The sequence below is a fragment of the Streptococcus sp. Marseille-Q4154 genome (assembly GCF_916700545.1).
Classification (GTDB): Bacteria; Bacillota; Bacilli; order Lactobacillales; family Streptococcaceae; genus Streptococcus; species Streptococcus infantis_I.
Genome location: NZ_CAKAKN010000001.1, coordinates 834335 through 850195, shown reverse-complemented (window position 1 = coordinate 850195; position 15861 = coordinate 834335). Strand labels below are relative to the sequence as shown.

General features: G+C 32.8%; 15 protein-coding genes and 1 pseudogene. All 16 read left to right on the top strand.

Features of this window, described 5'->3' with window-relative positions:
- The first annotated feature begins 251 nt into the window (after positions 1 to 251).
- Positions 252 to 776, top strand: coding sequence for a hypothetical protein (locus LG369_RS04280; protein WP_225750365.1), 525 nt, complete (start codon positions 252 to 254; stop codon positions 774 to 776).
- Between the two features lie 2 nt (positions 777 to 778).
- Positions 779 to 2140 carry a hypothetical protein gene (locus LG369_RS04275; RefSeq protein ID WP_225750364.1) on the top strand — a complete coding sequence of 454 codons (1362 nt, stop codon included), beginning with the start codon at positions 779 to 781 and terminating at the stop codon, positions 2138 to 2140.
- A gap of 285 nt (positions 2141 to 2425) precedes the next feature.
- Positions 2426 to 2796, top strand: a pseudogene (locus tag LG369_RS04270) (ATP-grasp domain-containing protein); the annotation flags it as partial.
- A gap of 520 nt (positions 2797 to 3316) precedes the next feature.
- Positions 3317 to 3973, top strand: coding sequence for a hypothetical protein (locus LG369_RS04265; RefSeq protein ID WP_225750363.1), 657 nt, complete (start codon positions 3317 to 3319; stop codon positions 3971 to 3973).
- Positions 3966 to 4379 carry a hypothetical protein gene (locus tag LG369_RS04260; protein WP_225750362.1) on the top strand — a complete coding sequence of 138 codons (414 nt, stop codon included), beginning with the start codon at positions 3966 to 3968 and terminating at the stop codon, positions 4377 to 4379. Before LG369_RS04265 ends, LG369_RS04260 begins: the two co-directional genes overlap by 8 nt.
- Positions 4380 to 4843: 464 nt before the next feature.
- Complete coding sequence (locus LG369_RS04255) at positions 4844 to 5152, top strand: hypothetical protein (protein WP_225750361.1); 309 nt, start codon at positions 4844 to 4846, stop codon at positions 5150 to 5152.
- A complete protein-coding gene (locus LG369_RS04250; protein ID WP_225750360.1) occupies positions 5122 to 6381 on the top strand; it encodes a cellulose synthase in 1260 nt (419 codons plus the stop codon). The genes LG369_RS04255 and LG369_RS04250 overlap by 31 nt, the downstream gene beginning before the upstream one ends.
- A gap of 146 nt (positions 6382 to 6527) precedes the next feature.
- Positions 6528 to 7157 carry a TetR/AcrR family transcriptional regulator gene (locus tag LG369_RS04245; RefSeq protein WP_225750359.1) on the top strand — a complete coding sequence of 210 codons (630 nt, stop codon included), beginning with the start codon at positions 6528 to 6530 and terminating at the stop codon, positions 7155 to 7157.
- Between the two features lie 277 nt (positions 7158 to 7434).
- A complete protein-coding gene (locus LG369_RS04240) occupies positions 7435 to 8175 on the top strand; it encodes an ABC transporter permease (protein WP_225750358.1) in 741 nt (246 codons plus the stop codon).
- Between the two features lie 135 nt (positions 8176 to 8310).
- The gene (locus tag LG369_RS04235; protein ID WP_225750496.1) at positions 8311 to 9048 is read left to right on the top strand and encodes an ABC transporter ATP-binding protein; all 738 of its coding nucleotides are present in this window, start codon (positions 8311 to 8313) and stop codon (positions 9046 to 9048) included.
- Positions 9049 to 9050: 2 nt separating this feature from the next.
- Complete coding sequence (locus LG369_RS04230; RefSeq protein WP_225750357.1) at positions 9051 to 10733, top strand: ABC transporter ATP-binding protein; 1683 nt, start codon at positions 9051 to 9053, stop codon at positions 10731 to 10733.
- 385 nt (positions 10734 to 11118) lie between these two features.
- Positions 11119 to 11871, top strand: a complete 753-nt coding sequence (locus LG369_RS04225) for a CPBP family intramembrane glutamic endopeptidase (protein ID WP_225750356.1) — start codon at positions 11119 to 11121, stop codon at positions 11869 to 11871.
- Positions 11872 to 11959: 88 nt separating this feature from the next.
- Positions 11960 to 12451, top strand: coding sequence for a phosphoribosylanthranilate isomerase (locus LG369_RS04220; protein ID WP_225750355.1), 492 nt, complete (start codon positions 11960 to 11962; stop codon positions 12449 to 12451).
- Between the two features lie 258 nt (positions 12452 to 12709).
- On the top strand, positions 12710 to 13516 hold the full coding sequence (locus tag LG369_RS04215) for an alpha/beta hydrolase (protein WP_225750354.1): 807 nt from the start codon (positions 12710 to 12712) through the stop codon (positions 13514 to 13516).
- A gap of 11 nt (positions 13517 to 13527) precedes the next feature.
- Entirely contained in the window at positions 13528 to 14346 is an 819-nt protein-coding gene (locus LG369_RS04210; RefSeq protein WP_225750353.1) for an ADP-ribosylglycohydrolase family protein, read from the top strand.
- Between the two features lie 258 nt (positions 14347 to 14604).
- Entirely contained in the window at positions 14605 to 15828 is a 1224-nt protein-coding gene (locus tag LG369_RS04205) for a hypothetical protein (RefSeq protein WP_225750352.1), read from the top strand.
- The last annotated feature ends 33 nt before the right edge of the window (positions 15829 to 15861 follow it).

Genomic DNA, 15861 nt, shown 5'->3' with positions numbered 1-15861 from the left:
CATATCTATAGGATTAGAAAGAGAATACTTCAATTCCTCTAATACCCAAAATTTAGCTTTAGTAAATTTCTAGAAGGAAAAGCTAGATGTAAGCACACGTTGATGTGTGAGTATTGCTCGTGAATGATAAAATATAGGGTATAATTCATTACACTGTTTTTGGATAAATATTGTTAGACTGTAACTTTTATGTTGCAGTTTTTCAATTTATACATGGTATAATTAAAATAATAAAATAAAGAGGATTTTTTATGAGTAAAGAACTAGTATTTCAAAGTGTAGAATCACTACAACAAGTTGTAAACGTAATTAATGAGGCCGCGGCAGCTCTTAATGATAAAACACGTACAATAAGAGAGAGTCCAATCCCAGAAGTGTTAGCTGGAGCATTGGGAGCAGGTATTGGTGGGATAGGTTCATTTGCTGCTCTTTATGGTTTAGGTACTGTAGGGTTATCAGCTGCGGGTATTACTTCTGGCCTTGCAGCTATTGGCAGTGTTGTTGGAGGTGGTATGGTAGCTGGAGTGTTTGTAATGGCTGCTCCAGTCGTTGTATTAGCCGGAGGCGGTATACTATTAGCTTCTAATCTAAAAAATAAACAACTTAAACAGGAAAAAGAACGATTATATAAAGAAGCTTTGCAAAAACATGAAGCTATTATACAAGCTCTGAAAACTGAGGCAGATGCTGATAAGGAACGTCTAGATTATTTACAGAGTTTAAATATCCTTTTAACTCAAGCGATTAAGGATTTGAAAAATGATTTAGGTGAATAACAATGAGTAAATTCATTTATTCTGATGAAGAACAAAAATTCAATAATATTTTAACTTATCAAACAAAAGAGTTAGATTTAATAAAAAGACCTGAGATGTCTATTGCAGAAGAACGTATAGCGGAAAGTGAAAAATTATTGAGAGAGCTAGGTTATACTCTGACTGATTTACCAATAATAGATACCAAAACTAAAAAACAAACTATCGTTATACCTAAATGGGAAGACTTAGTAATAAAAGCGGAGTGCGAAGTTGGTTCAATGAATGAACTAGATGCACTCTTCTCGAACGAAGAATTGGAACTTAATCAAACAATTATTCAATCATTGCAAGATGATTTTAACAACATTCATAAACTTGATAAAATTGATATATCGATTTGTGCAGGAGCTGGTATATTAGTAGCGATTATTGATATTCTTTTAATTGGAATACCTAAGAAAACTCCGCATGGTTTAAAAGGTGGTCCCTTATCTAATTATGTAAGAGATTGGTTCAATCAACGATTCCCTGAAGAAGAAATGGAAAAGTTGGCAAATTCAAAGGTCAGTAAAGTCCCTTTTGACGCTCAAGATAATCGTCATACCAAAGTAAATGTTAATGGACTATCTGCATACTATCATAGATTGTTATCTCTTGGACATGATCCACTTCTTGGTTTAGTAATTGGTGTATGTGATATTCTAAATGGTAAGATGACTACTATTGATAAAACTGGGAAAATTGTTTCTCAATTTATGGAGAATTACACAGATAGAAAAGAAAGTGATATTTTTGCAGCAATAGCAAAGCAGATAATTCATTTTAAATCTGATATTACGACATCAATGGGATTACCTGCACCTTTGATGGGATTATTTAATTTGTTTCAGTTTGGAAAAATTGGTGACGAGGAGCAAACAATAGCAGAAATAGTACAAGGAATGTATTACGAAGGCTATGATTTCATTCATTTTAGTAGTATGGCTATATCCACAATGATTATTGAAGTTATAATTAGAATTGGATACGCCCTTAAGAAAATCAACGAAGGACATTCAATAAAAAATTCTATTCCTTTTTCATTGGATAGAGAGAAACATCCCAAATTACATACGATGCTATTTATTGGACATTCTATAGCCGCATCTGCTAATGCAGGGAAAATCTACTTTACAAAAAATCCAATGACAATAAATTACGCACAATGGATTACTTTTGCAAAATATTCATACTCTCAGTTAAAGTGGGTGCTTATTGAGAAATCCGAATTGAGAGCTTCATATGTTTCGGATAAGATTTATAAGGAAACTCAGGAAGTTTATGATAAAGTAAATCTTACCTTTAATAACTTCAGTAATGATAGGGTAGTTATATTTGATTAAATTAATAAACTTAGATAAAAGGAAAACAATGAAAAAGAGTCTATACAATCTATTGTCAATGATTCCAATATATGGAACATTTTTAAAATTTTCAAGTAAAGGTGAAATGAGATTATGTAGCTTACTGTAGCAAGATTTTTTAGATGAAGGAATTAATCCAAATGATATATTCTTACTACTTGAAAAAAAATCCTGGTGAGGTAGTTACAAGAGATTGTTTCTACGAAGACTATAGAGAAATACTGGAATCTTTGAGCAAAGAGTAATAAGGGAAAGATTTTCGGTTATAGATATAATATTAGTGAGGTTGTAGCATTCATTGCAGAATGGCGTTGTTTTGTTTTAGATGGTCGCGTATTAGATGTTCGGCACTATACAGGTGATTATCATGCACAATTTGATCCTAGTGTAATTGATATAAAGCCATATCATGTTGGAAAGATGCGCCAATAGCTTATGGACTAGATATCGGTGCTACTAGTGATGGCAGGATACTTGTTGTTGAAGTAAATGATGGTTATGCATTGGGAAATTATGGCCTATCTCCTTTAAACTCAATTAATTTTCATAAAGCTAGATGGAAAGAAATGGTAAAACCTTATTTTGAAAAAAACGATGTTTTTACTATGCCTGAAAATGAAAATATAAGTTTCTAAAAGGAACAGAAGCAAATCTCTGTAACTGTACCTAGTAAGTCATTGTTTTTTATTAGTGTTTGACAAAGGAATTTTATAGTTATCAGACATGCGTACACGGGAATTATTTTTAAAAACTGGAAAAATTACTATATTATGTTGATATTGTTTATTCTTTATGATATATTTGCATTATTAAAGAAAAGAAATGTGATAGAGCAATTTTATTTATCCAAAAAGTAAATATGATTGGTTAATAAGGTTGTTTTAGATAAAGATAATATAAGGTTTTCTAGAGCTGAATATATCTCCTTGATTTACTAACCATAGGTATGGTACTGGATATCTGGACTGAGAAATCAAATGATGGGGTAAAGTACGGTAAAGTAGCAGGGCAGGCTGAGTTTGATAAGTTCTAATTTAAAATCTTGACTATTTATGGTATAATAATGATAAATATAAGCACAAAAAAATGGGAAAATATATTTACATTAATTTCAGATTGATGTATAATAAAATGATTTACGAAAGGAGGATGAATATGGTTTATTCAAATGAAAGAAAACTATCTTTAAGTGGTTGGCTAAAGAATAATAACAATACATCATATGAGACCCCTTTAAAGTTGCAAAAATTTTTGTTGTTTTATGAAGCCCTTACGAAAGTATCTGGAGAAACACCTGATTTTAGTCATTTAAGAGGGTATAAAAAAGGTCCGGTATTTAGTAATGTTTGGGGAGATTATACTAAGGAAAGAGCAAACTTTAATATGGCGGCTCAGAATGCGTATGATAAAAATGTTGAAGCTATTAATGTTAAAAGGGCTGAAAAATGCGCTTTTATAGTTGGTACTATGACAGAAGAGGAATTATCTGATCTTACACATCAGATGAATCTTTGGAAATCAAAAAAAAATCGCATTATGTCTGGTGAGTATCAAGTAGATTTAGATGAATCGGACTTCAATTATAATGATGAGAAACTGATCAACGCATTAAATGCAATGTATTCAACAAATATGGTAGAAAACTCAACAATTATAAATTTAGATAAAAAATACTTTGTATTTTCAAAATCTGATTCGGAATTACTTACGGGGAAACATTTCGATATGATGCTTACTCTTGCGGAAAATGAAGAACTCCATAATCCAGTATTCGTCGATATTGACGAAGAAGGGAGGCTTCTGATTGATTAGCGAAAAAGATGTTGTGAGGATGAAAGTGCCTTATCCGTCTATATCGGATGGAATGGCTGTGGCTTCACATATGTATATTTGTCATAAACATTCGGGTACAGAGTATGAGTATATTAAATGTCAAACACTAAAACCTTATATGCTTACTAGAAACCCAATGGTTCATTATCATGATGAGCAGCCAGATATATCTAGGAATCCATTTACGCGACCAACTAGAATAGATTGTGATAAGTTATTTCTGACAACTACAGTACATTATGACGATCGATTAAAAACATCAAATCGTCCAGATGTATGTGAAGATTTATTTAGATCTGTCCGAGTAGAATTATTGAAAGATGGTTATTCGGACATAAATATAAATGAAATAGAACTAAAGAACTTAAATAAATTGATTTACTGATAAATTAATCATGGAAGATTATTTCTAGCACTTACTAAATAGTAGGTGCTTTTTTTATGCCCATTTTTATGAAAGGAGGGGTGTAAGTGGCCAATAGAATAAAAGGTATTACTGTTGAGATTGGTGGAGATACTACTGGTCTTGATAAAGCCTTAAAAAGTGCAAACTCTACAATTAAATCAACACAGTAACAACTTCGTGATGTGAACAGGCTATTAAAACTTGATCCTCCAATACAAAGCTACTTGCTCAAAAAAGCAGTTACTACAAAAGGAAATCTCTGAAATCAGTGAAAAGCTAAATGCCTTAAAAGAGGCAGATAAACAGGCAAAAGTACAGCTTGAAAATGGAAAAATGGGTCAAGATAACTATGATGCCCTTCGAAGAGAAATCATCGAAACAGAAAAGAATCTGAAATCCCTTCAGGAAGAAGCAAAAGAGTACCATCAGCACTATCTGTTTCTATGAAAGAAGCAGGCGATAAAATTAAAGAAGTTGGAGATAAGACCACTGAAGTTGGTAAAGGTCTATCTGCTCATGTAACAGCTTCTATCGTAGCAATAGGTGCTGCATCTTTATTTGCCTTTAATGAAGTGGATAAAGGAATGGATATTATCACGCAAAAGACAGGAGCATCCGGTAAGGCTTTAAAAGAAATGCAAGATAGCATGAAAAATCTTGCTACTTCAATTCCAACAGACTTTGAAACATCAGATGTAGCTAATTTTCTAGAAATGTTGAAATGTCAGGAGCAGACACATCACAGGTTATGACAGGTTTATCTAAGGCATTTTCGAATGAAACGGCAAACGGAAAGCCTATGAAAGAGGCTCTTAAAGAATTTGAAATCCCAATTCCAAAGGGTAGTTATTGGTATCGTAAGAATACTGGACAAGATTTAAGTGAACTTATTGTTCCATTACCACAAAATGACGTAAATGAAGTTAATATTGATAGAAAAAGCCTAAAGAACAATAGAATAAAACCTGCTAAACATAAAGAGGAGAGTTCGGAAGATAAAAATAAAGATACTGTTAAACTTGATACAACTAGTATAAGAAATTCGTTATCATTTTTAGAGGACGATAAAATAGAGCTTATTATAGAAGCCGTTTCAAACTTAAACCAGTCTCCAAATAAGAGATTACATAAATCTGTAGCTAATCTAAGAGATAAAATCACAGAGTGGAATAAGAGGGAAAAAGCTGCTTCCTATCCTTACTTTGATTCTAGACACAGATATAATAATTTAAAAGAACCTAAATTTGTAAAAAATATTTCACTAAATTATCTTCCACGCTTATATCGCTTTTTAGATACACTAGTTACTGTTATTGAAAGAATCGGTGATAATGTAACTCCAAATTGGGATATTCAAATTGACAAGGATATTGTTCGTTTTGAAGTTATAGAATCAACAGACAAAGTAAGTCATGAATTAACAAAAGAAGAAGCTAAAGAACTAGCAAAGTACAATGATAGCGTTAAATTTAATGGATATGCTTATAAACCAAGAATAAAGAAGTATGACTATATACCAAATGGAAAATTCCGATTTAAGATAATAGATGGTAAATACATTAAAGATACTAAAGAATTCTCGATTGAGCAATCAATCCCAGAAATAATCGTTTTAATTTACCAAGAGTATTATAAAGTTAAGAACTTGCGACTTGAACGTGAAGAGAGAGAAAGACTATACGAAGAAGAACAAGAGCGAAAAAGAAAATTACAAAATAGAATCGAAGAAGAGAAGAAGCGGACAATGTCTCTTCTTAATATGCTGGAAGATTTTCAAACAGCAAATGATTTAAGATTGATGGCTGATAAACTGGAAATAGCAGGGAAACTTAGTAAGGACGAAATTGATTGGATTAGATCCAAAGCTGACTGGATAGACCCAATAGTTTCTTCAACAGACGAATTGTTAGGAATCAGAAATCATGAAAATTCTAGAGAACAAAAAGAACAATATCTAAGTGAGAAAAGGTACTACTGGTAACTTCTTCGTTAAAACATTTTAGCGAAGCGATAATGAAAAGCCTTGATTTTAAGGCTTTTTTCATTTTCCAATAAAGAACTTGACATTATTAGTTACTTCCACTACAATAGAATTACATACCATTGGTATGATAGAAAGGAACAAAAATGGCAAGGAATAGAAACTCACATGAAACTAGAAAAAAAATACTAGAGGTCTCTAAAAATCTATTTTTAGAAAAAGGATTTGATAATACATCAATACAAGATATCATAGATGGATTAGGTGGATTAACAAAAGGTGTTATCTATCATCATTTTGAGTCTAAATATGATATACTTCAAACAATCATTAGCGAAAATAATCAAGAAATTTTAAATTATAATTGGAGAGGAAATACTGGATTAGAAAAGATACAAAATTCTTTGATGGACTCTTTCTCTAATTTTGAACACCAAAGGCTCGTTTACTCTGCCTCAATCATGCTAAGAAGTCCACGTTTGTTAGGAGAGCAGTATCTAGGTCTATTTTCTGATTTTTTACCCGAAATTAGAGAAAAGGTTTACGAAGGAGTTGAAGATGGATCTATTAAAACAGAATATCCAGAAGAGCTAGCAGATTTAATTGTTTTATCTCTAAATATTTGGATTGGTTTTCAAATTTCCGTTTTTTCATTAGTAGAATTAAAGCGTAAAATGAATTTCATTAAACTTACTTTTGAAGGTCTAGGGGTACAGTTAATTTCTGATGAAATGATGGAGGTGATTTTCAACTTATTTGATCACTTAAAAAAATAGTAAATAAGTAGTCGCATGGCATTCATGTTAATACTAATTTCTATTTATGTGTTATCAATTCAATAAATTATCTTACATAATTTATAGTTAAAAAATAACATACTTTAAGTGTGTTATTAAAAATCCATTATACATACTGAAGGTATGTTTGTTTTTAGTATATTCATACCGATAGTATGTATAGTAACATTGTCTGAAGAATAAGCTTATTTTTAAATATTTGTCGAGATTAGTCTGAATAGTTTATTCTTTATTTACGCTTTGGAGGAAATAATCTATGTTGTCGCTTATTAAAATTGAATTAAATAAAGTTTCTAAATCTAAATTATTTTTAGCCTGGTTGTGTACTATATTTATAGTGTTAGGTATTACAGCAATCATTATTATGGGTTTAGGTACTGACAATAAACTAGGAGAATTTACTGGACAGGATTCTAATGTTATTAGAATTACTGGTAAATGGGAAGGTTGGGCAATTGTAGCTTCATTGTTTTCATCTTTATTTACAAAAGCAGCATTTTTGATTTTCGAATCTTATTTATTATCTACGATTATTATTGATGAATTTAAACGAAGAACAATTTTTCAGTTGTTTTCTTACCCTATTTCTAAAATAAAGTTACTTTGGGGAAAAATTCTTTCAGTCATTCTAATAGCATTTATTGCCCATTTTTCTGCACATTTAGTGATTCAATTATTCATTAGATTCATGGCTGTTGTAACTGAATCTAGTTATATCCCTCTAGCTAGTCAATTAATTAACTTAGCTGGAATAACGTTTGCAACAGTACTAATAGGGTTATTACCATTTGTTTTAGGTATGATTAAACATTCAACAGCTATAACAATGCTTTCAGGACTTGGTTTAGCAGCATTACTTTCAAATGTAAGTCCAGGAAGTTTATCTAATAATATTGCTGATAACTTATTCTTTTTGATATTTGCAAGTTTCATAAGTTTAATGATTACTTCATTTTCAATTTTTAATATTTCAAGACAAGATATTAGTACCAAGTAGCATACCTGAGTTTAATTGAAGGAAAGTGAGAATTCCTTGATGATTTCTATAAAAAAAGAGACTGTATAAGTTAGTATTTATGCTCCGGGAGAAAAATTCTTGCGTTTAAAGCTGGATATAGAAAGAGAGATAGAAATGAGAAATATTGTTGAAATAAAAGAAGTTTTTAAAACAATTAATAAAGAAGAAATTTTAAGTGGTATCAACCTTCAAATTGCTGAAGGAGAAATCTATGGTTTTTTAGGACCGAATGGTGCTGGAAAAACAACGTTAATGAAATGTATGTTATCCTTATCAACAATTACATCAGGTAGTATTGAAATTTTTGGGAAAAATCTACACGAACACAGAGAAGAAATCCTAAGTCAGATTGGAAGTATTATTGAATCACCAATTTTTTATGATAATTGCATTGCAAAAGAAATTTTGGAAATTCACGCTCAGTATATGGGGAAAAATATTACTGAATCAGATGTAATAAGAGTCTTAAGAATGGTCGGATTAAAAAATACGACTAAAAAAGTAAAAGATTTTTCGTTAGGAATGAGACAGAGGCTTGGTTTAGCTCGTGCTTTTCTAACAAAACCTAAATTGTTAATTTTAGATGAGCCAATTAATGGTTTAGATCCAATAGGAATTCAAGAAATTCGAAATCTTTTATTGTCGCTTTCAAAGGAGCATGGAATTACAATACTAATATCGAGTCATATATTATCGGAAGTTTCACAGATAGCAGATAAAATTGGTTTTATCAAAAATGGAGAAATTGTAGAACAGGTCTCTATGAAAGAGATTAGGAGTGAGAATATTAACTTAGAAGAATATTTTATGTCTCATTTTCTAAATGAAATTAAGAATTATGAGGTAGATTAAGGATGAAACAATTGATAAAGGATCATCAGAAGGCTTTTTATGCTTTCATGATATTTAATATACTGGTTCCTTTAACTAATATTGCTTTTGCTTATTCTATTAAAGGGATTATTGATAGTGGAATGTCCCAAAATGAAGATGCTTTAACTCAAGCGGTACTAGTAGGAGCTACTGTTATTTTCATCTATGCAGGACTCAACTTTATATCTCTTCGATTGAGAAATAAACTTGTTAGGCAAATCATGTCAAGATACAAAAACAAGGTGTTCCAATCTATTTTAGATAGCGATTATAGAGAATTTTCTAAGGAAAAATCAGGGAAGTTTATTTCTGTATTAACCGAAAATATGAAGAAAATTGAGCAAGATTATCTCCACCAGTATTTTAATATTTCAAAAAACCTTTCCTTAATGATTTTTTCACTCCTAGCTATGTTTATAGGTAATTGGTTTTTGACTTTATTAGTTATCATTGCTAGTGTTATTCCGATAATAATTTCAGGATTTATTGGACAAAAATCAGCCTCTCTACAAAATAGTGCTATGATTGCAGATCAGAAGTATTTAGCTAAGGTTAAAGATATTTTAGCAGGATTTCTTGTTATCAAAAGTTTTAATGTGAAAGAGTCTATCTGTGAGGATTATAGTCATGAAAGTGAAAAATTTGATGAAATAAATTTTATAAAAGGGAAATTTGATGTTTTAGCTAATGTTATTTCGCAGCTTTCAGGGATGATTGTTTTTTTGGTAGCCTTTGGTGGAGGAATGTATCTTGTTTTTAATGGCCATACCACAATTGGAAGTGTAACAGCTATTGTTCAACTGGTCAATTTTGTAGTAATGCCACTAAATGAAGTTGGCATGGGAGTGAGTAAATTCCGTGAAGGTCAGGCAACACTAGATGCATTTGAGGTAAAAGATGTAAGCGAACTTCAGACTGGTGAAACGAAAGAAAAATTCGATGATGTTATTTCTTTTTCAAATATAGACTTTTCTTACCCTAATACTGAAGAAAATATTTTTAACCATTTATCTTTAAAGATTCAAAAAGGGGAAAAAATTGCAATTGTAGGAACGTCAGGTAGTGGGAAATCAACTTTGCTCAATCTATTGCTGCGTTTTTACGATGTAACAAGTGGACATATTTCAATTGATAATCAGGATATACAAGCTATTTCAGCAGAGAGTCTTTATAACTTAATGACTATTGTTCAACAAGACGTTTATATCTTTGATGATACTTTAAGAGCAAATATTACACTTAATCAATCCTTCACTGATGAGGAAATAAATCAAGCTGTACAGCAGTCAGGTCTGGAAAGTTATGTTTTAGAAAATGAATCTGGTCTACAAACTTTATGTGGAGAGAATGGCTCAAATCTATCTGGCGGACAAAAACAAAGACTTAGTATTGCGCGTGCCTTAATTCGAAAAACACCGATCTTATTATTGGATGAGGCTACCTCATCTTTGGATAATCAAGTAACTACTGAAATTGAAAATTCAATCTTGGATATTCAAGATTTGACTGCACTTGTAGTAACCCACAAGTTGAATGAGAACATTTTAAAAAAATACGATAGAATTCTCTTTATGAAAGCAGGCGTCATTGTTGAAGATGGTTCTTTTTGTGACTTGATGGATAGGAGAGGTGAGTTTTATAAGTTGTTTGAGTTGAGTGTGTAATTCTCTTTCATTTTATAGTATAATTTTATAAAACACTCTATCACTTTCGTTCTATAATATAGAAGTATACTAGCACCACATGTTGAGGCGGTATCACTGCTTGTACGAGCTGAGGCATCAGCGAAGTAGAAGCAGATATTCTGCCCATGAGATAGCTGTCGTAGAGTAAGGAGTTTACGACGAAACGATACGGTTACAGCGAACCGCCGAGTGTGTATCTCTGCTCGTAAAAGCATAGAAAGCTTGGTATAAATCAATAATGAAAAGCCTTGATTGTAAGGCTTTTTTTGTGTTTTTGTGATAGAATATAGGTAGTTATAATCGATAGCAACAAAGAAGCAGTGACAAATATTACATATAAAATAATCAGAATAAGGAAGATAAAATGACAGAAATTGACAAAAAGAATTTAAAAAATTATCTTTATTGTACATTTGGAATTACTTATATAGCTTGGGGGATTCTTGCCATCTTTACGCAATCTCATATTTTTGGATTAGAAACAATTATAGGAAGAACATTACATATAGTAGGTGCACTTGGACCAGCTATTGCAAGTGGCTTTTATTTGAAAAGGAATAATATAAAATTTCAACATTTTCTATTTAGTAAGAAAGGAAATAGTAGTATTTATTTCATTATTCATTTGTTAGCAATTTTGATACTATTTTCTGTATCTTCCTTAGAATTAAATGAAGTATCAATTTATCTGATGCCATTATTCTTTATACAAATGATTTTTTTTGGTGGTGGACATGAAGAATTAGGATGGAGAGGAATATTACAGCCGTTACTTGATAAAAAATATACTTATTGGCAATCTAATTTGATTGTAGGATCAATTTGGGGAATATGGCATCTACCTTTATGGTTTATAGTTGGAGAAAGTCATCAAGGATTTCCTTTTATTTTATTTTTTATATATACATTATTTTTAAGTTTTGTTTTAGGGCTTCTTTATCGTCAAACGAAATCTGTGGGATACTGTATATTATTTCATGCGTTCGCAAATTTGTTAAATCTCTATTTTGTGTTAAAAATTAATGTTATTTTTATTATCATTTTTATTGGTTATTTGATTTATACTATATTGGCGAGTAATAGAATTAGTAAGGAAAAGAATTTGTATCTAAAATAACTGAATATACTCTAGAAAATGAAGATGATTTTGTTCAAGGTAATAAAGTAGAAATAACGAACATTTATATGAAAGGCTTAGAGTAAACATGAGTCTCTTATTTGAAGAATTTAAAACCATTTGTTTCCATTTAAATCGAGTCGGAATTACACCGACACTGATGGGGTCTTTGGGATTGGAATTTAGAACGAAAGAAAATTGGGGGCCGTCTGACATTGACATTCATGTGCCTGGTGACCCTAGAGGTTGGGAAGCACCTGATCATCTCAGAATTTATGACTGGGACAAGATAATGAAAGTGATGAAAGACTTAGGCTACGTCTTAATAGATATTCATGAGCATGAATTCCAAAAGGATAGAGAGAATGTTGAATTTGGAAGTATCGATTCCTTACTTGATTTTGCAGGAGTTTCGGAATCGGATATAGAGCTTATTCACATTGAAGGCATCACTTTTCGTCTTCCAAGTCTGGAGCAGTATCTAAGTATTTACAAAGCTTCTTCTCAAGACTCCTATCGAAATGAACAAAATAACAATAAGGATTTTAAAAAGATCGAGTGGCTGGAAAAACATTTGTAAATTATCATATGAAAAGTAGTAAGTTGTAAGACTGGCTGCTATGTTATTTTTATTGGTTATTTAATTTGTACTATATTGGCTAGTAATAGAATTAGTAATTTTAAAATTTAGATCAGGATATCCATCATTGAAAGTAACGTGTGGTCATTCTAGATAATTGATTTTAGAGATTTTTCTATTTGATGAGGTATCACTGCTTGTACGAGCTGATTGAACAAGTATTTATCAAGTGAAAGTTCTACAGTAAGGAGTTTAAATATGAAATTCCATGAATTTGGTGATAAGAATTTGCCTCCTATCTTGCTCATACATGGTGGTGGCAGTTCTTGGTGGAATTATCTTCGTCAAGCACGAATCTTGTCAGAAGAATACCGTATCATTTTACCCACCTTGAATGGCCACGGCGAAGAATATCAACTTGATTATGTTTCTACTGAAGATTCTGCTTTGGAGATTCTAGACTATATCAAAGCAAACTGTGGTGGGAAATTGTTTGCAATCGGTGGTGTTTCACTTGGTGGTCAAATTGCTATGGAGCTTTTGTCAATAGACAGAGATATAGCTGATAAAGCCATCATAGATGGAAGCCTCTGTATTCCTCAACCAAGGTTGGCTAAAATCAGCATTTTTCTGGTACGTCTATTTGGCAAACTAATGTTTAGTAAATTCTCTTGTAAACTGCAGTTAAGCATGATGAACAAACTCTATCCTAAACTCGCTTATCCAGAGGTACTAAAAGATTATTATTTGGAGGATCTGCCAAGGCCCCCTATCAAAACATTGGTGACCATATACAAAACCTATATGGAGCGTTACAAGCTAAAAGACACGATTTCTGCAAGCAAGGCGCAGGTTCTGTATATCTATGGTGAAAAAGAATCGAACTATGTGAAAGAGTCAGCTAGATTGTTTCAGCAGCTACATTCCAATACGATCCTGTATGAAGCAAAGGGCTATAACCACGGCTATTTATCAGCTTACTTGCCTCAAGAGTGGATTAATTTGGTGGTGCCATTTTTAAAGAGTGATTCATTGGAAATGTGTAATGAATCTGATATATCATAAGGAGGAATCTGATGCTAGGAGCAATAGTTGGAGATATTGTTGGTTCGGTTTATGAATGGAACAATATTAAAACGAAGGATTTTCCATTGTTTAGGGATGACTGCTTTTTCACAGATGATACGGTGATGACCTGTGCTGTGGCGGAAGCAATCATGAATGGCGGACAGAAGGATGACTTCATCGATGCCATGAAGAAGTACGGCAGAATGTATCCAAACGCGGATTACGGTGCTAGGTTTAACCGGTGGCTTATGACCGATAACCGTGAGCCTTACAATAGTTTTGGAAATGGTTCTGCGATGCGTGTTTCTCCGTGTGCTTGGGTGATGGATGTCACAACAGACGAGTTGCCGTCTGAGGTGAAACGTCTGGCGCAACTTTCTGCAGAGGTGACGCATAACCATCCAGAAGGAATCAAAGGAGCAACGGCTACAGCGGATGCGATTTTTATGTGCCGTTATTTCCTTGGTGGTGATGGTAGCGATAACCCTGCGGAGATTAAAAGACGCATCAAGGAACATATCGAGAAAGAATATGGATATGAACTTTCTAAAACGTTAGATGAAATTCGTCCTACGTATCATTTCAACGAAACGTGTCAGGATACGGTTCCTCAGGCCATCGTTGCCTTTCTGGAAAGTACAGACTTTGAAGATGCGATTCGAAATGCGATTTCTCTTGGTGGGGACAGCGACACTCTTGCTGCAATCACAGGAAGTATCGCCGAAGCAGCTTATAAAATTCCTGAGTGGATTAAGGACAAGGCCTATAGCTATCTCGATGAGCCTTTGAAAGAGGTTCTTAGACGATGGGAAAGGGAAGTTGGTTGAATTTATAGAAAAAGAGCGATCGCTCGGTAATATTTAAATACCAAAGAAGGCACTATAATCGGCTGTCATCAATCTCAGAAAATAACTTAACATGTGAGAAGTTGATGGCGTGACCAATGTGCACTTTGAAACGGGTGGGACCTGTGGATGTATTTCCGATAACAGAGCATGGTGAGGCGTCTGCTCTTCTCGTTAGGACAGATTTACTGTGATGATTTGATTTTGACAAAGACTGATTTGATAAAGTAGGTGATTTTAATGACTCGTTCACCAGAGAAATTTATTCTCGAAATGAAAGAAATAAATTCCAATATTGAGATTCTAGGAACGTATACCAAGGCTATCGAGCGAGTCCAAGTCAAATGCAAGACTTGTGGAAAGATATGGAATCCGTTAGCATATAGTTTGCTCCAAGGGAAAGGGTGCCCATCATGTTCTGCAAAGAAAGGCGCAATAAATAATAGTGGTAAAACGGGATTAAAAACAACAGAGCGGTTCATAGAAGACTTAAAAGTTGTTGACGATTCTATAGAGGTACATGGTGAATATATTAATGGACATACAAATATAAAACTACACTGTTCACGATGTGGAAATGATTGGGAAGCAAAACCGTATTCGATTCTTGCTGGGCATGGGTGCCCAAGGTGTGCAAAAAGTGGGACCAGCTTTATGGAACAAGCTATTCTACTATGTTTCCAAAGTGTACTTGGATCAGATAAGGTTCTTTCTAGAGATAAAAAGACGATAGGAATGGAAATTGATATCCTTATCCCTTCGCTGAAATTCGCAATTGAACCTGGTAACTGGTGGCTCCATAAGAAATCAATACAAAGAGATAAGCAAAAACGGGTTTTGTGCTCTGAAAAAGGAATCAGACTTATCACAATTTATGATAAATTCCCTAAGGGACAGACAGTACCTTTTGAGAATGATGTGTATACATTTGTAGAAGATTTAAATATTGCGAATCACTCAATTATCAGAAGTCTTATACAAAAATTATTTAGTGAAGTCGAATTGAATGAAAAGATTGATGACGAAGAGTGGGAGCAGATTGAAAAAAATGCATACTCTAATGCAAAATCAATGACACACGATATTTTTGCGAGAAGGATGTCTGTTGTGAATCCGTCAATTGCAATTCTGGGCACTTATCAGAATGCAAATAGAAGGTTATTGGTGCGTTGTAAGCAATGTGGATTTGAATGGGATGCTGTTCCAGCAAACTTACTTTCCGGAGATAGTTGCAGAAAGTGTGGAACTAAATTGGCGCATGTAAGTTTTGTAAATAACCAGGAAGAATTTGAACAAAAGATTGCTATTGTTAATCCTAATGTAGAAATTATCGGTAATTACACAGGGAGACATTCGCCAGTAAAGGCTAGATGCAGAATCTGCGGTTATGAATGGGAGCCGATTGCGTCTAGTTTGCTTCGAGGAAGCAGTCATAAAGGCAGCAGATCATTGCATAAAATTTAAACATAACAAAGAAAAAAATATGAAGTTAAGCAA

Coding starts and splice junctions, on each gene's coding strand:
- LG369_RS04220 (WP_225750355.1), top strand. CDS start 11,960: ATGAGTCTCTTATTTGAAGAATTTAAAACCATTTGTTTCCATTTAAAT.
- LG369_RS04235 (WP_225750496.1), top strand. CDS start 8,311: ATGAGAAATATTGTTGAAATAAAAGAAGTTTTTAAAACAATTAATAAA.
- LG369_RS04265 (WP_225750363.1), top strand. CDS start 3,317: ATGGTTTATTCAAATGAAAGAAAACTATCTTTAAGTGGTTGGCTAAAG.
- LG369_RS04210 (WP_225750353.1), top strand. CDS start 13,528: ATGCTAGGAGCAATAGTTGGAGATATTGTTGGTTCGGTTTATGAATGG.
- LG369_RS04215 (WP_225750354.1), top strand. CDS start 12,710: ATGAAATTCCATGAATTTGGTGATAAGAATTTGCCTCCTATCTTGCTC.
- LG369_RS04275 (WP_225750364.1), top strand. CDS start 779: ATGAGTAAATTCATTTATTCTGATGAAGAACAAAAATTCAATAATATT.
- LG369_RS04205 (WP_225750352.1), top strand. CDS start 14,605: ATGACTCGTTCACCAGAGAAATTTATTCTCGAAATGAAAGAAATAAAT.
- LG369_RS04250 (WP_225750360.1), top strand. CDS start 5,122: ATGTCAGGAGCAGACACATCACAGGTTATGACAGGTTTATCTAAGGCA.
- LG369_RS04240 (WP_225750358.1), top strand. CDS start 7,435: ATGTTGTCGCTTATTAAAATTGAATTAAATAAAGTTTCTAAATCTAAA.
- LG369_RS04255 (WP_225750361.1), top strand. CDS start 4,844: ATGAAAGAAGCAGGCGATAAAATTAAAGAAGTTGGAGATAAGACCACT.
- LG369_RS04225 (WP_225750356.1), top strand. CDS start 11,119: ATGACAGAAATTGACAAAAAGAATTTAAAAAATTATCTTTATTGTACA.
- LG369_RS04230 (WP_225750357.1), top strand. CDS start 9,051: ATGAAACAATTGATAAAGGATCATCAGAAGGCTTTTTATGCTTTCATG.
- LG369_RS04245 (WP_225750359.1), top strand. CDS start 6,528: ATGGCAAGGAATAGAAACTCACATGAAACTAGAAAAAAAATACTAGAG.
- LG369_RS04280 (WP_225750365.1), top strand. CDS start 252: ATGAGTAAAGAACTAGTATTTCAAAGTGTAGAATCACTACAACAAGTT.